16 protein-coding genes are annotated in these 15,018 nt (G+C 66.1%); 10 read left to right on the top strand and 6 right to left on the bottom strand.

What is annotated here, in order from left to right; translation table 11 throughout:
* The first annotated feature begins 84 nt into the window (after positions 1-84).
* The 7 genes from ACLIJ1_RS15175 to ACLIJ1_RS15145 all read left to right on the top strand — a co-directional run bounded on the left by ACLIJ1_RS15175 (position 85) and on the right by ACLIJ1_RS15145 (position 6,288).
* Positions 85-555 (top strand): F0F1 ATP synthase subunit B, encoded by a 471-nt coding sequence (locus ACLIJ1_RS15175; RefSeq protein WP_411366370.1) that lies wholly within the window; start codon positions 85-87, stop codon positions 553-555.
* Between the two features lie 50 nt (positions 556-605).
* Positions 606-1,136: a F0F1 ATP synthase subunit delta gene (locus ACLIJ1_RS15170; protein WP_411366369.1), complete on the top strand. Its 531-nt coding sequence runs from the start codon at positions 606-608 to the stop codon at positions 1,134-1,136.
* 60 nt (positions 1,137-1,196) lie between these two features.
* A complete protein-coding gene (gene atpA, locus ACLIJ1_RS15165; RefSeq protein ID WP_411366368.1) occupies positions 1,197-2,759 on the top strand; it encodes a F0F1 ATP synthase subunit alpha in 1,563 nt (520 codons plus the stop codon).
* A gap of 30 nt (positions 2,760-2,789) precedes the next feature.
* Positions 2,790-3,656, top strand: a complete 867-nt coding sequence (gene atpG / locus ACLIJ1_RS15160; protein ID WP_411366367.1) for a F0F1 ATP synthase subunit gamma — start codon at positions 2,790-2,792, stop codon at positions 3,654-3,656.
* Positions 3,657-3,694: 38 nt separating this feature from the next.
* The gene (gene atpD, locus ACLIJ1_RS15155) at positions 3,695-5,101 is read left to right on the top strand and encodes a F0F1 ATP synthase subunit beta (protein ID WP_411366366.1); all 1,407 of its coding nucleotides are present in this window, start codon (positions 3,695-3,697) and stop codon (positions 5,099-5,101) included.
* A gap of 72 nt (positions 5,102-5,173) precedes the next feature.
* The gene (locus tag ACLIJ1_RS15150) at positions 5,174-5,590 is read left to right on the top strand and encodes a F0F1 ATP synthase subunit epsilon (RefSeq protein ID WP_411366365.1); all 417 of its coding nucleotides are present in this window, start codon (positions 5,174-5,176) and stop codon (positions 5,588-5,590) included.
* Positions 5,591-5,712: 122 nt separating this feature from the next.
* Entirely contained in the window at positions 5,713-6,288 is a 576-nt protein-coding gene (locus ACLIJ1_RS15145; RefSeq protein ID WP_411366364.1) for a Crp/Fnr family transcriptional regulator, read from the top strand.
* Between the two features lie 12 nt (positions 6,289-6,300).
* Here the strand turns inward: ACLIJ1_RS15145 and ACLIJ1_RS15140 are convergent, their stop codons facing one another.
* From ACLIJ1_RS15140 to ACLIJ1_RS15130, 3 genes are read right to left on the bottom strand one after another with little or no spacing between them, the layout of a single operon-like run.
* The gene (locus ACLIJ1_RS15140; RefSeq protein ID WP_411366363.1) at positions 6,301-6,828 is read right to left on the bottom strand and encodes a TPM domain-containing protein; all 528 of its coding nucleotides are present in this window, start codon (positions 6,826-6,828) and stop codon (positions 6,301-6,303) included.
* A 3-nt stretch (positions 6,829-6,831) separates the two neighbouring features.
* A complete protein-coding gene (locus ACLIJ1_RS15135) occupies positions 6,832-7,743 on the bottom strand; it encodes a TPM domain-containing protein (protein WP_411366362.1) in 912 nt (303 codons plus the stop codon).
* Positions 7,740-8,339, bottom strand: coding sequence for a LemA family protein (locus ACLIJ1_RS15130; RefSeq protein ID WP_411366361.1), 600 nt, complete (start codon positions 8,337-8,339; stop codon positions 7,740-7,742). The genes ACLIJ1_RS15135 and ACLIJ1_RS15130 overlap by 4 nt, the downstream gene beginning before the upstream one ends.
* A gap of 37 nt (positions 8,340-8,376) precedes the next feature.
* On the opposite strand from ACLIJ1_RS15130, the gene ACLIJ1_RS15125 reads away from it, so the two are divergent.
* From ACLIJ1_RS15125 to ACLIJ1_RS15115, 3 genes are read left to right on the top strand one after another with little or no spacing between them, the layout of a single operon-like run.
* Positions 8,377-8,814 (top strand): YybH family protein, encoded by a 438-nt coding sequence (locus tag ACLIJ1_RS15125; protein WP_411366360.1) that lies wholly within the window; start codon positions 8,377-8,379, stop codon positions 8,812-8,814.
* A 4-nt stretch (positions 8,815-8,818) separates the two neighbouring features.
* Entirely contained in the window at positions 8,819-9,817 is a 999-nt protein-coding gene (locus ACLIJ1_RS15120) for a YheT family hydrolase (RefSeq protein ID WP_411366359.1), read from the top strand.
* A gap of 7 nt (positions 9,818-9,824) precedes the next feature.
* Positions 9,825-10,391: a DUF2946 family protein gene (locus ACLIJ1_RS15115; protein WP_411366358.1), complete on the top strand. Its 567-nt coding sequence runs from the start codon at positions 9,825-9,827 to the stop codon at positions 10,389-10,391.
* Between the two features lie 74 nt (positions 10,392-10,465).
* Here the strand turns inward: ACLIJ1_RS15115 and ACLIJ1_RS15110 are convergent, their stop codons facing one another.
* The 3 genes from ACLIJ1_RS15110 to ACLIJ1_RS15100 form a co-directional block, all read right to left on the bottom strand.
* Positions 10,466-11,311 carry a c-type cytochrome gene (locus ACLIJ1_RS15110; protein WP_411366357.1) on the bottom strand — a complete coding sequence of 282 codons (846 nt, stop codon included), beginning with the start codon at positions 11,309-11,311 and terminating at the stop codon, positions 10,466-10,468.
* A gap of 112 nt (positions 11,312-11,423) precedes the next feature.
* A complete protein-coding gene (locus ACLIJ1_RS15105; RefSeq protein WP_411366356.1) occupies positions 11,424-13,289 on the bottom strand; it encodes an alpha-amylase family protein in 1,866 nt (621 codons plus the stop codon).
* 20 nt (positions 13,290-13,309) lie between these two features.
* Positions 13,310-14,950, bottom strand: a complete 1,641-nt coding sequence (locus ACLIJ1_RS15100) for an alpha-D-glucose phosphate-specific phosphoglucomutase (protein ID WP_411366355.1) — start codon at positions 14,948-14,950, stop codon at positions 13,310-13,312.
* Between the last annotated feature and the right edge of the window lie 68 nt (positions 14,951-15,018).

Genomic DNA, 15,018 nt, shown 5'->3' with positions numbered 1-15,018 from the left:
GGTCTCGCCGGTCTTTCTTCCTGTTTCCGTGGGTCCTGCGGCAGCTGCGTCACCACTCTTGTCAACACACAGAAAGGCGTTGCGATGAATATCAATGCAACCCTCTTTGCGCAGGCCGTCGTCTTTGCGATCCTGATCTGGTTCACGATGAAATTCGTGTGGCCTCCGATCGCCAAGGCTCTCGACGAGCGTGCGTTGAAGATTTCCGAAGGTCTGGCGTCGGCCGAGAAGGCCAAGTCCGAACTGGCCGTGGCCAACAAGCGGGTGGAAGAAGAGTTGAGCAAATCGCGCAACGAGTCTGCCACGCGCCTGGCCGATGCCGAGCGTCGTGCACAGACCCTGATCGAAGAGGCCAAGGGTCGTGCGACCGAAGAGGCCGCCAAGATCGTGGCCAGCGCCCGCCAGGAAGCCGAGCAGCAAGTCATCAAGGCGCGCGAATCGCTGCGTGAAGAAGTGGCTGCACTGGCCGTCAAGGGTGCGGAACAGATCCTCAAGCGCGAAGTCAACGCCGGCGTTCACGCCGAGTTGCTTGGTCGCTTGAAGGCCGAGCTCTGATCCTCGCGTCCACTTTTCTGCACCGTACCGCTGGCATCCACAGGTAGATCATGGCTGAAATTGCAACCATTGCCCGTCCCTACGCCGAGGCCTTGTTCAAGGCTTCCGGCGCTGACGTTGCTGCCGCGTCCGTCTGGCTCGACGAGCTGGGCGCCGTGGCCGCCAACGAACAGCTGCGCCAGTTCGCAGACAGCCCCAAGGCGTCCCCCGAGCAGGTGTTCGGCGTCATCAGCGGTGTGCTCAAGAACGCTCTGTCCGTCCAGGGTCAGAACTTCCTGCGCACCGTGATCGACAACGGCCGCATTGCCGCCCTGCCCGAAATCGCTGCTCAGTTCCGTGTGCTCAAAAACGCCCAGCTCGGCAGTTCCGATGCGGTCGTGTACAGCGCGTTCGACATCGACAGTGTTGCGCTGGCCGACCTGTCCGGTGTGCTGGAGAAGCGTTTTGGCCGCAAGCTCAACCTCAAGGTCGAGCTGCAGCCTGAGCTGATCGGTGGCATCCGCGTGGTCGTGGGCGACGAAGTGCTCGACACCTCGATCAAAGCCCGTCTGGAACAAATGAAAGTGGCGCTGACGGCCTGACCGTCGGTATCCCGCTCCCTAGCGCGCCCTCATCCCATTTAACGAAAGAAGGAAAGAGTCATGCAACTCAATCCCGCTGAAATCTCCGAACTGATCAAGTCCCGCATCGAGGGCCTGGGTGCATCGAGCGATGTGCGCAACCAGGGTACCGTGGTGTCTGTGACCGACGGTATCTGCCGCGTGCACGGTCTTTCCGATGTGATGCAGGGCGAAATGCTGGAATTCCCGGCCAACAAGGACGGCGTCCCGTCCTTTGGCCTGGCCCTGAACCTTGAGCGCGACTCTGTCGGCGCCGTGATTCTGGGTGAGTACGAGCACATCTCCGAAGGCGACACTGTCAAGTGCACGGGCCAGATCCTGTCGGTGCCGGTCGGCCCCGAGCTGATCGGCCGTGTGGTGAATGCCCTGGGTCAGCCGATCGACGGCAAGGGCCCGGTCAACGCCAAGATGACCGATGTGATCGAAAAGGTTGCCCCGGGCGTGATCGCCCGCAAGTCGGTGGACCAGCCGGTGCAGACCGGTCTGAAGTCGATCGACTCGATGGTGCCGGTCGGCCGTGGCCAGCGCGAGCTGATCATCGGCGACCGCCAGACCGGCAAGACCGCCGTGGCCATCGACGCCATCATCAACCAGAAGGGTCAGAACATGACCTGCGTTTACGTCGCGATTGGCCAGAAGGCCTCGTCGATCAAGAACGTGGTGCGTGCACTGGAGCAAGCCGGCGCGATGGACTACACCATCGTCGTGGCCGCTTCGGCGTCTGAATCCGCTGCCATGCAGTACCTGTCGGCTTACTCCGGCTGCACGATGGGCGAGTACTTCCGCGACCGCGGCCAAGACGCCCTGATCGTGTACGACGACCTGTCCAAGCAGGCCGTGGCCTACCGTCAGGTGTCGCTGCTGCTGCGCCGTCCCCCAGGCCGCGAAGCCTACCCCGGCGACGTGTTCTACCTGCACAGCCGTCTGCTGGAGCGCGCTGCCCGTGTGAACGCCGACTACGTCGAAGCCTTCACCAAGGGTGAAGTCAAGGGCAAGACCGGTTCGCTGACCGCGCTGCCGATCATTGAAACGCAAGCCGGCGACGTGTCCGCTTTCGTGCCGACCAACGTGATCTCGATCACCGACGGCCAGATCTTCCTGGAAACCAGCCTGTTCAACGCCGGTATCCGCCCCGCCATCAACGCCGGTATCTCCGTGTCCCGCGTGGGTGGTGCAGCCCAGACCGACCTGATCAAGAAGCAGTCCGGCGGTATCCGTACCGACCTGGCCCAGTACCGTGAACTGGCCGCCTTCGCGCAGTTCGCTTCCGACCTCGACGAAGCCACCCGCAAGCAGCTCGACCGCGGTGCCCGCGTGACCGAACTGCTCAAGCAGGCGCAGTACAGCCCGCTGTCCATCAGCCTGATGGCCTCCACGCTGTTTGCCGTGAACAAGGGCTACCTGGACGACATCGACGTCAAGAAGGTGCTGTCGTTTGAAGCCGGTCTGCATGCTTTCCTGAAGGACAAGCACGCAGCCCTGCTGCAGAAGATGGAAGCCGGCAAGGCGCTGGACAAGGACAAGGAAGCTGAAGCCCAGCTGGCCGCAGCGATCGCCGACTTCAAGAAAACCGGCACGTTCTGAACCGCCCATTGACCCGATAAAGGAGCAGCAATGGCAGCAGGCAAGGAAATACGCGGCAAGATCAAATCGGTGGAGAACACCAAGAAGATCACCAAAGCCATGGAAATGGTGGCCGCCTCCAAGATGCGCAAGGCGCAGGATCGCATGCGTGCGGCCCGCCCTTACGCGGAAAAAGTGCGCCAGATCACCGGCAACCTGAGCAAGGCCAATCCGGAGTACACCCACGCGTTCATGAAGCCCAACGACGCCAAGACCGCCGGTTTTGTCGTCGTCACGACCGACAAGGGTCTGTGCGGTGGCATGAACACCAACGTGCTGCGTGCGCTGACGAACCAGCTCAAGGATCTGCAATCCAAGGGTGTGAGCGCCGAAGCCGTGGCCATTGGCAACAAGGGTCTGGGCTTCCTCAACCGCATCGGTGCGAAGGTCGTCTCCAGCGCCACCGGTCTGGGTGACACCCCTCACCTCGACAAACTGATCGGCCCGGTCAAGGTGCTGCTGGATGCGTATACCGAAGGTCGCGTCAACGCGGTGTATCTCTGCTACACGAAGTTCATCAACACGATGAAGCAGGAAGCCGTGATGGAGCAGTTGCTGCCGCTGAGCTCGGGCAGCCTGCAGGACCAGGCCAGCGGCCGTGACTGGGACTACCTGTACGAGCCCGATGCCGCAGCCGTCATCGACGAACTGCTGCTGCGTTACATCGAAGCACAGGTGTACCAGGCAGTGGCTGAAAACATGGCCTCGGAGCAATCGGCGCGCATGGTGGCCATGAAGGCCGCCACCGACAACGCCGGTAGCGTCATCGGCGAGCTCAAGCTGGTCTACAACAAGACCCGTCAGGCCGCGATCACGAAAGAGCTCTCGGAAATCGTGGCCGGTGCGGCAGCGGTTTGACGTTCCACAGAATCTAGAGAAAACAGAAGGTATCCATCATGTCTCAAGTACAAGGCAAGATCGTTCAGTGCATCGGCGCCGTCGTGGACGTGGAATTTCCGCGCAACCAGATGCCGCACGTCTATGACGCGCTGAAGATGGAAGGCTCCGCGCTGACCCTCGAAGTGCAGCAGCAGCTTGGCGACGGCATCGTCCGTACCATCGCGCTCGGTTCGTCCGACGGCCTGCGCCGCGGCATGGTGGTGACCAACACCGCCAACCCCATCATGGTTCCCGTTGGCAAGGCCACCCTGGGCCGCATCATGGACGTGCTGGGCACGCCCATTGACGAGCGTGGTCCCGTGGACCAGGCGCTGACCGCGTCCATCCACCGCAAGGCCCCGGCCTATGACGAGCTGTCGCCCTCGCAGGAACTGCTGGAAACCGGCATCAAGGTGATCGACCTGGTGTGCCCGTTTGCCAAGGGCGGCAAGGTGGGTCTGTTCGGTGGTGCCGGTGTGGGCAAGACCGTGAACATGATGGAACTCATCAACAACATCGCCAAGGCCCACAGCGGTCTGTCGGTGTTCGCCGGTGTGGGCGAGCGCACCCGTGAAGGCAACGACTTCTATCACGAGATGGCCGACTCCGGCGTCGTGAACCTGGAGAACCTGGCCGAGTCGAAGGTGGCCATGGTCTACGGCCAGATGAACGAGCCCCCGGGCAACCGTCTGCGCGTGGCCCTGACCGGTCTGACCATCGCCGAGTCCTTCCGTGACGAAGGCCGTGACGTGCTGTTCTTCGTGGACAACATCTACCGCTACACGCTGGCCGGTACCGAAGTGTCCGCCCTGCTGGGCCGTATGCCTTCCGCCGTGGGCTACCAGCCGACGCTGGCCGAAGAAATGGGCCGCCTGCAGGAACGGATCACCTCGACCAAGGTTGGCTCGATCACCTCCATCCAGGCCGTGTACGTGCCTGCCGATGACTTGACCGACCCGTCGCCCGCCACGACCTTCGCCCACTTGGACTCCACCGTGGTGCTGTCTCGCGACATCGCTGCGCTGGGTATCTACCCTGCCGTGGATCCGCTGGACTCCACCAGCCGCCAGCTGGACCCGCTGGTGGTGGGTCAGGATCACTATGAAACCGCCCGCGCCGTGCAGGGTACGCTGCAGCGCTACAAGGAACTGCGCGACATCATCGCCATTCTGGGCATGGACGAACTGGCTCCTGAAGACAAGCTGGCCGTGGCCCGCGCCCGCAAGATCCAGCGTTTCCTGTCGCAGCCGTTCCACGTCGCCGAAGTGTTCACCGGTTCGCCCGGCAAGTACGTGCCGCTGTCGGAAACCATCCGCGGCTTCAAGATGATCACCGCCGGTGAGTGCGATCACCTGCCGGAGCAGGCCTTCTACATGGTCGGCACCATCGACGAAGCGTTCGAAAAGGCCAAGAAGGTTGCCTGAGTGGCCAGCGGGGCATCCTGAAAGGGTGCTCCACCGCTGCTGAGTCCCCTTTCACCTTTTCCAGGAGTAACTATGAGCACCATCCGCGTCGATGTGGTCAGCGCCGAAGAGTCCATCTTTTCGGGCGAGGCCAAGTTCGTGGCGCTGCCGGGCGAGAGCGGTGAGCTGGGCATTCTGCCCGGTCACATTCCGCTGATCACCCGCATCAAGCCCGGTGCCGTGCGCATCGAGAAAGCCGACGGCGGCGAAGAGTTTGTCTTCGTGGCCGGTGGCATTCTCGAGGTCCAGCCGCACCTGATCACGGTCCTGTCCGACACGGCCATCCGTGGTCACGATCTGGACGAAGCCAAGGCCACGGAAGCCCGCAAGGCCGCCGAAGAAGCCGTCAAGAACGCCAAGAGCGACATCGACCTGGCCAAGGCCACGTCGGAGCTGGCGGTCATGGCAGCCCAGATCGCAGCGCTGCGCAAGTTCCGTCAGAAGAAGTGAGGCGCTCCAGGCGTTTCATGAAAAAAGACCGGCGTCAGCCGGTTTTTTTTCGCCCGCACCAAGCACCAGTCGGGTGACGGTGGAATCATCCTGTTCCTGTGAAGAGAGTCGCCAAAGCCACCATGCCTTCCATTTCCGAACGACCGGACCTGGCGCCTGAAGAAGTCGCTGCACGGCTGTTGGTCACACCCTCGGCGCTGGATGAACTCAAGCTGGCCGATGCCCGGCGGGTGGTGACTTACATGCATCCGCAGCTGATATCCGCGGGCACCGTCTTCATTCACGAAGGCGAGATCAAGGGCAACGACTACATGATGCTGGTGCTGGAAGGCGACATCTCGGTCGAGAGCGAGCTTCCGGGCAACGATGGCAGTCTGGTCGTCAACATCATCGGCCCCGGTCACCTGATTGGCGAGATGGGTGTTCTGGACGGCTCGCCGCGTTCGGCGACCTGCACTGCGGTCACCGACATCGCCGCCGCCGTGCTGTCTCGGTCGGCCTTGCGCCGACTGCTCAAGGCCGAACCCGCGGTGGGCGCGCGTCTGCTTCTGGCCATTTCCAAGCGCATGGCAGACCGCCTGCGCGAAACCACCCGCAAGCTGCGCACCTTCGCCCAGATGAACAAGGCGCTTCAACAAGAGTTGCAGGTGGTGATGAACAACCGGACTGCCCGGGGCGGCGCAAAGCCCAAATCCTGACGCCGGGAAGCATCAGGCTCGAACGACCAGATCGGGCAACTCGTTGGGGTTGGGTGTGTCGGGCTGTTGCGGAAAGTGCTCCACCAGGACTGCTGATACCTCTTCCAACGCCTGAGTCAGCCCGTCCTCCAGACGTCCCTCGCGCAGCTGCGCCGCCAGCCGGTCGACCATGCCCTGCCATTGCGCGGGCCCGACGCGCGTGGTCAGCCCACGGTCGGCCACGAACTCGATCGAGTGTTCGGCCAGCAGCAGGTAGATGAGCACGCCGCTGTTGTGTGCCGTGTCCCAGACCCGCAGGCGGCCAAACCAGCTCATGGCCCGCTGCCGGACCAGTGCCTTCATGGGCGTCTGGCGGTCCAGACGCCAGAGGTAGGACAGGGGCAACGCCGCTTCGACACACACGCGAATCTCTCCGGCGTGTCGACCCTCGCTGGCGGCAACGCGCCGGGCCAGCCTCTGCGCCATCGCGTCTGGAACCTGCCGGCGCGTGTCGCTGCTGTCGAGCCAGCGGTGCTTGAGGATGGTGAAGAGTTTGTTCATGCTTCACCAGCTCCCCGAGGCACCGCCGCCACCGAAATCACCCCCGCCGCCCGAGCTGAACCCGCCGCCGGAGCTGCTGCCACCGCTCCACCCGCCCCCAGAGGATCCCCCACCCCAGCTACCGCCGCCGCCGCGCCCACCGCGGCCCGAAGAAGGCATGGAGGGCAGCATCTGGAAGAACAGTGCCGCCAGCATGGCGAGAAGACCGGCGCCGGCAGAGATCCAGAACACCTGTGTCAGTACCCACGCCAACCCGCCCGCTCCGGCGCCCGTGAGCAGCGTGCCCAGCTTGTTGCCGAACAGGCTGCGCAGGATGCCGGAGCCGATGGGTACCGCGAACACCAGGAAGATCAGCAGATCCATCGGCGCAAAGCCGCTGCCACTGTCGGCCGAACTAGCTTCATCGGGCAGTGGCAGGTTCTCGCCGGACACCTTGGCCATGATCTGGTCGACGCCGGCCTGGATGCCGCCGGCGAAGTCATTGCGGCGAAACGCAGGCGTCACCGCCTGGTCGATGATGCGGCGGGCCATCAGGTCGGGGATGGCGCCTTCCAGCGTCTTGGCCGGTGCGATGCGCACGCGACGGTCGTTCTTGGCTACGACGAACAGCACACCGTCGCCGACCTCGCGCCGTCCGATCTTCCAGGCGTCACCCAGTCGCTGCGTGTAGTCGGCGATGTCCTCAGGCTGCGTGGTCGGCACCAGCACGACCGCGATCTGCGTGCCCTTGGCGGTTTCGAACGCCGCCAGCTTGCTTTCCAGCGCCGCCAGTGCCGCGGCGTCGAGCGTGCTGGTCTGATCAGTGACGCGGGCGCGCAGGGGCGGCAGCGGCAGCACTCCCTGCGCGAGCACCACCGCCGACACCATCCACCACAGCGCACCCAGCCACAGGGCGCGCAAGCCGCGGGCGGTCATTGCTTGTTGAAGTCGACCTTGGGCGGCGCGCTGATGGCGGCTTCGTTCTCGACCTTGAACCCTTCCTTGGTCTTGTAGCCGAAGGCCATGGCGGTCAGGTTGGTCGGGAAGCTGCGGGTGAGCACGTTGTAGGACTGCACCGCCTCGATGTAGCGGTTGCGGGCCACGGTGATGCGGTTCTCGGTGCCTTCGAGCTGCACGCGCAGGTCGCTGAAGGCCTGGTTGGCCTTGAGGCTGGGGTATTGCTCGGCCACCACCATCAGGCGCGAGAGCGCGCTGCCCATCTGGGCCTGCGCGTCCTGGAACTTGGCCATGGCGGCAGGGTCGTTGACCATCTCGGGCGTGACCTGGATCGCCGTGGCCCTGGAACGGGCCTCGATCACCTTGGTCAGCGTGTCCTGCTCGAAGCTGGCTTCGCCCTTGACCGTGGCGACGATATTGGGGATCAGATCGGCACGGCGCTGGTACTGGTTGAGCACCTCGGACCAGGCCGATTTGCTCTTTTCGTCCAGGCTCTGGAAGTCGTTGTAGCCACAGCCGGAGACCAGCAGCGTGGCGGAGAGGGCAAGCGCGGCGAGGGATAGACGGGACTTCATGGGTTCCTCCGAGGGCAAAGACCTATCATAGTGCGCCATGCGACGACCCAAGTTTTCTCCCGGCACCGCCGACGACACCGAAGCCGCCTTCTACGACGCCCTGCAACACGGCGACCTGGATCGGCTGATGGAGTGCTGGGCCGACGAAGAAGACATCGTGTGTGTGCATCCGGGCGGCGCGCGCCTGGTGGGGCATACGGCCATCCGAGCAGCGTTCGAGGGCCTGTTTGCGCACGGCAGCGTCAAGGTCCACCCCGAGCGGGTCCGGCGCATCGACGCGGGCAGTTGCAGTGTGCACAGCGTGGTCGAACGCGTCGACGTGATGGGCGACGACGGTCCTGCCAATGCCTGGATCATGGCCACCAATGTCTATGCGAAGACGGTGCACGGATGGCGCATGGTCACGCACCACGCGAGTTCGGGCAGCGGCACCGAGCCGGTCGACACCGCTGTCACACCGTCGCTGCTGCACTGAGTCGATGTCAACCCGCGGTTTCTCCTACGCCGCGCCCTGGTGGCTGCCGGGCGGCAACGTGCAAACCCTCTGGGCAGCGCTCGCGGCACGGCGGCACGCGGGAACGCCGCCGCAATGGACGCGCCAGCGTTGGCAGACGCCCGATGGCGATTTCATCGATGTCGACACCAGCGCCCACGCGGTGGCACCCGATGCGCCGCTGATCGTGCTGTTCCACGGCCTGGAGGGTTCTTCGGCCAGCCAGTACGCGGTGGCCTTTGCCGACTTCGCGGCCCAGGCCGGCGTGGCGCTGGCGGTGCCGCATTTCCGCGGCTGCTCGGGCGAACTGAACCTTGCGCCGCGCGCCTACCACTCGGGCGACTTTCAGGAGATCGACTGGATGCTGCGGCGCTTTGCGGCGGAGCACCCGGGCCGCCCTCTGCTGGCCGTCGGGGTGTCGCTGGGCGGCAATGCGCTGCTGCGCTGGGCCGGCGAGATGGGCGTCAGTGCGGCACGCACCGTGCGCGCCGTGGCCGCGGTGTGTTCCCCGCTGGACCTGGCTGCGGGTGGGCACGCGATCGGGCGCGGTTTCAACCGGCTGGTTTACACCCGGATGTTCCTGTCGACCATGGTGCCCAAGGCGCTGAAGAAGCTGGAACAGCACCCAGGCCTCTTTGACCGCGAGGCCCTGGTGGCGGCGCGTGACCTCTACGAATTCGACAACCTGTTCACCGCGCCGCTGCACGGTTTCCGCGACACCGACGACTACTGGGCGCGGGCCTCGGCCAAACCGGTGCTGGCCGACATCCGGGTGCCGGCGCTGGCGCTCAACGCGCTGAACGATCCGTTTGTCCCGGCCGCTTCACTGCCCACGCCCGCACAGGCCGGGACCCACGTCACGCTGTGGCAACCGGCGCAGGGCGGGCATGTCGGTTTTCCGGCGCCGCTGGGTGCCCTGGGACTGCCGGGCCACGTGCGGGCCATGCCGGCCGCGGTCGGCGGCTGGCTGCTGGCCCATCGCTGAGCAATCCATGGACGACATCGTCAAGGCCGCCCTCGCCAAATGGCCCAACGTGCCAGATTGCCACGGCTGGCTGGGGCTGGACGCGCGCGGCGACTGGTACATGCGCGACGACCGCTGCCAGCGGAGTGGTCCCTTTGCGCTGCAGCCCGGTGAAGGCGCGATGCCATCCAAGGGCTCGCGCCTGCTGCACGACAAGCTGATCGCCTTCATCGGTCGCAACTACCTGCCCGACGACCGCGGGCAGTGGTTTTTCCAGAACGGGCCGCAGCGGGTCTATGTCGAACTGGAGGCGACGCCTTGGGTCTGGCGCCTGCAGCCGGATGGTGCGGTGCTGGCGCACACCGGAGGCCTTGCGGGGGCGGTGTTGCGAGCCTTGCTCGATGCCGAGGGTCACCTGTACCTCGTGACCGAGCTCGGACTGGGTCTGGTGCACACCAATGACATGGCGCTGGCGGCCGACCGGGTGGAGCAGGGCGAATGGGACCCCGAGCCGGTGGACGCGGCGGCGCTGCCGGCGCAATGGGGCTTTGTGCGCAGCCCGCAGCGCCTGCTGGGGCAACGCCCCTGGGTCTGAGCGGGCGCGGCGCGGGTCCACCGCAGCAAAAAAAAAGCCGGTCAACCGACCGGCTTTTTTCTGGAAGAGCGACCTTACTTGACTGCGGCCAGCATGTAGCTGATGGCAGCCTTGATGTCGGCGTCAGAGGCGGTCGAACCACCCTTGGGCGGCATGGCGTTCTTGCCCTTGATCGCGCTGGCGGTCAGGCCGTCCAGGCCCAGGCCGACGCGGGGCGCCCATGCGGCCTTGTCGCCGAACTTGGGCGCGCCGGCAACACCTGCACCGTGGCAGGTGGCGCAAGTCTGCTTGTAAAGGGCTTCGCCAGCGTTGGCCACCGGAGTGGCGGCAGCGGCAGGAGCCGCCGCAGCGGGGGCGGCCGGGGCGGCAGCCGCGGGTGCAGCAGCCGGAGCGGCTTCGGCTGCAGGTGCGGCGGCACCGGCGGCGGCCGGGGCCTTGGGCTCGGCGAACTTGGCACCGCCGGCATTGGCCATGTAGACCACGGCACGGCCGATTTCGGTGTCGCTGTAAGCACCGCCACCCTGGGCGCCCATGGCGTTCTTGCCCTTGAGAGCAGAGTTCAGCAGGGCTTCATAGCCAGCGCCGATGCGGGGACCCCAGGCGGCGGCGTCGCCGAACTTGGGCGAGCCGGCGGCGCCGGTGGCGTGGCAGGCCGAGCACTGGGCCTTGAACACTTCTTCACCCGAGGCCAGCGGGCGGTTGGCGTCGCGCAGTTCGACCGAACCGATGCGCTGGATGCGCTGGGCGGTCGCCAGTTCCGGGTCGCCCGAGCCAGCGGCAGGCTTGTTGCCGGAGGTGACGTAGTACACCAGACCGATGATGACGAAGACCGGGACCACGAAGGAGAAGAACGACGTCCAGAGCAACTGGGCGGGCGTTTTGATCGGGCCGGTGTGGGAATCGTGCGCGTGGTCGCTCATGGGGTCCTCGGGGGCGAGAAAAGGCGGATGGTGAGGGAGGGATTGCCCCGCAGAGGGCAAATAGCCTTGAATTATAGCGATCGGCCCTTTGCACCAGCCTTTCAGGCGGCGGTCACGGCAGCTGCAGCCAGACTTGCTGGTAGGGCTGCAGCGTCACGCCGTTGCGCAGGCCGACGCCACCGCCGCCGACCAGATCGACCGCCTGTGCCGGCCGGGCCGACAACACGGTCGCATCGACCGGTTGCACCCGTTCGCTGAAATTGGCCAGCACCAGCACGGCGCCACTGCCCTGGCCACGCTGGAAACCCAGTACCGCCGGGTTTTGTGTCCAGAACGGGGTGAGCGCGCCGCCCGCGAGCACGGGCAGGTGGCGGCGCAGGGTGATGAGGCGGGTGAGCCCGCCGAACATGCGGCCGGCGTCGGTGCCCGGGTCGTGGCGCTGCGCGTAGCGCGCGCCGTCGCGCGGCGGCCGGTGCAGCCAGCGGCTGTCCACCGCCTTGTGGGCGTCGTGTTGCCAGCCGTGGTCGTTGGGCGTGGCGACCTCGTCGCCCAGGTAAATCAGCGGAATGCCGCCGCTGGACAGGGCCACGCCGTAGAGCAGCAGCAAGCGCGCGATGGCGTGCACGTCGCCCTGTTCCACGCCGCAGAGCGAGGCGGCGGTGCCGCTGATGCGGCAGTCGCCGGTGACCGGGTTGTCCTGGAAGGGTTCGCCGCGCGCGAAGCTGCCGGGGAAGCGGTTGACGAAGAACTGGTTGAGAAACTGGCGGTGGGCGAATCCGTCGATGTCGAAGTGGATGGCGTCTTCGTCGGCGAAGGTCCAGCCGATGTCGTCGTGGCTGCGCACGTAGTTGACCCAGGCGGTGTGGGCAGGCAGGGCGTGGCGGTGTTCCAGCGCGTGCTGCAGCAGGTTCACCTCGCGCGTGGCCAGCGAGTTCCACAGCAGCGCCATCTGCAGCGGGTTGTACGAGACCTGGCACTCGTCGGTGGAGATGTAGCCCGCCACGTCGTCGGGGTGCACGATCGCCTCGCTCTTGAACAGCAGCGTGGGCGCGGCGATGCGGCACAGGGCGTTGTAGGCGCGCAGCAGGTGGTGCGCCTCGGGCAGGTTTTCGCAGGGCGTGCCCTTGCGCTTCCAGACGAAGGCCACCGCGTCCATGCGCAGGAAGTCCACGCCCAGGTTGGCGATGAACAGCATCTCGCGCGCCATGGCGGTGAACACGGCCGGGTTGCTGTAGTTCAGGTCCCACTGGTAGGTGTGGAAGGTGGTCCAGATCCAGCGGCCGTCGGGCAGTTGCGTGAACGCGCCGGGGTGCTCGTCGGGGAAGATCTCACGCACCGTCTGCTCGTACTGATTGGGCTCACTGCGGTCCGGGAAGATCCAGTAGTAGGCGCTGTGTTCGGCGTCGCCCGCGGCAGCCTTCTGCGCCCACTCGTGTTCGTCGGAGGTGTGGTTGAACACGAAGTCCAGCACCAGCGAGATGCCAGCCTCGCGCAGCGCGGCGCTGAGGGTGCGCAGCTCGTCCATGCTGCCCAGCGCCGGGTCGGTGGCGCGGTAGCTGCTGACCGCGTAGCCGCCGTCGTTGTGCGGCTGCGGGCACTGGTAGGGCGGCATCAGGTGCAGGTAGGTCAGGCCCAGTTCCTGGAAGTACGGGATCTGCGCCTTCAACCCCTCGAAGCCGCCCGCCCAGAGGTCGGCGTAACACACGCCGCCCAGCATCTGGTTCGACGCGAACCAGTCGGGCGCCTGCTCGCGCTGCGCATCGAGCTGCTGCAGGGCGGGTGACCGCTCGCGCCAGCCGTCGTAGGCGACGTGCAGCAGGTCTTCGACCACCTGCTCGAAGTCCGGACGCTCGCCGTACAAGTGCGACAGCTCCCGCACCAGCCGCGGACCATGCAGCGACAACCGTTTCGCGAAGGCGGCCCAGTGGGGCTGGGCGCGCAGGGACTGGGCGAGACGGTGTTCGATGCGGTCGAGCATGGGCGGCAGCGAGGGTGGGTTCAGGTCATGACGGTGGGCGCGTCCATGCCCGTGTGTTGGCGGATGTGGGCCACCGCTTCGGCCAGTGCGATCAGTGGTGCCAGCGCGTCCTGCGCGGGGATGTCCTGCCGCGACGCATCGGGTTCGTGGCGCTCCAGGTAGACGCGCAGCGTGGCGCCTTCGGTGCCGGTGCCCGAGAGGCGGAACACCACGCGCGAGGAGTCTTCGAGCACCACGCGCACGCCCTGCTTCTGGCTCACCGAACCGTCGACCGGGTCGGTGTACGAAAAGTCATCGGCCCAGGCAATGGTCTGGCCTTCGATGGTTTGTCCACCCAGAGTGGGCAGCTGTGCGCGCAACTCGGCCATCAGTGTGCTGGCCTTGTCGGTGGCGATGCCGTCGTAGTCGTGGCGCGAGTAGACGCAGCGGCCGTGTGCCTGCCAAATGCCGCGCACCAACTGCTCGACCGTTTGGCCGGTCACGGCGACGAGGTTGAGCCAGAACAGCACGGCCCACAGGCCGTCCTTCTCGCGCACGTGGTTCGAGCCGGTGCCGTAGCTTTCTTCGCCGCAGAGCGTGATCTTGCCGGCGTCCAGCAGGTTGCCGAAGAACTTCCAGCCGGTGGGCGTTTCGTAGCAGGCGATGCCCAGCGCCTTGGCCACGCGGTCGACGGCGGTGGAGGTGGGCATGGAGCGCGCCACACCGGCCAGGCCTTTGGCGTAACCGGGCACCTGGGTCGCGTGCGCGGCCAGCACCGCGAGGCTGTCCGACGGCGAGACGATGAAGTGCCGGCCCAGGATCATGTTGCGGTCGGCGTCGCCGTCCGACGCGGCCCCCATGTCGGGAGCGTCGGGCCCCATCAGGTGGGCGATCAGGTCGTCGGCGTAGGCCGGATTCGGGTCGGGGTGCAGGCCGCCGAAGTCTTCCTTCGGCTCGGCGTTGACCACGGTGCCGGCCGGCGCGCCCAGCTCGCCTTCGATGATGGATTTCGCGTACGGCCCGCCGACCGCCCACATGGCGTCGTAGCGCAGCCGGAAGCCGCTGGCGAAAAGGCGGCGGATGGCGCCGAAGTCGAACAGTTCGCGCTGCACCGCGGCGTAGTCGGCCACCGGGTCGATCACCTCGATGGCCATGCCTTCCATGCAGTGCGTGCCCAGAGTGTCGAGCGGGATGTCGGGCGCGTCGCTGAGGCGGTAGCGGGTGAGCACCTGCGTGCGCTCGTAGATCGCCTGGGTCAGCTTCTCGGGCGCCGGACCGCCGTTGGTGGCGTTGTACTTGATGCCGAAGTCGCCGTCGGGGCCGCCGGGGTTGTGGCTGGCCGAGAGGATGATGCCGCCGCTGGCGCCACGGCGGCGGATCACCGCGCTGGTGGCCGGCGTGGACAGGATGCCGCCCTGGCCGACCAGCACCTGGCCGTAGCCGCGCGCTGCCGCCATCTTCAGGATGGTCTGCACCGCCGCACGGTTGTGGAAGCGTCCGTCGCCGCCGAGCACCAGGGTCTGGCCCGCGGCCGGCGCATCGCCGTGCAGCACGTCGAACAGCGCCTGGACGAAGTTCTCCAGGTAGTGCGGCTGCTGGAACACCGTGACCTTCTTGCGCAGGCCGGAGGTGCCCGGCAGCTGGCCGGCGAACGGGGTGGTGGCTTGGATGAGGATGGTCATGGCGGCTCCTGGGTGCAATGCGGTGACGGGGGCCGGGATCAACCGGCCACAGGCGCCAGTGTCGCGCA

It is taken from the genome of Hydrogenophaga sp. RWCD_12 (assembly GCF_046604225.1).
In the GTDB taxonomy this organism is placed as follows: Bacteria; Pseudomonadota; Gammaproteobacteria; order Burkholderiales; family Burkholderiaceae_C; genus Hydrogenophaga.
The sequence above is the reverse complement of the archived record's forward strand: the minus strand, read 5'-3'. Positions and strand labels throughout refer to the sequence as shown.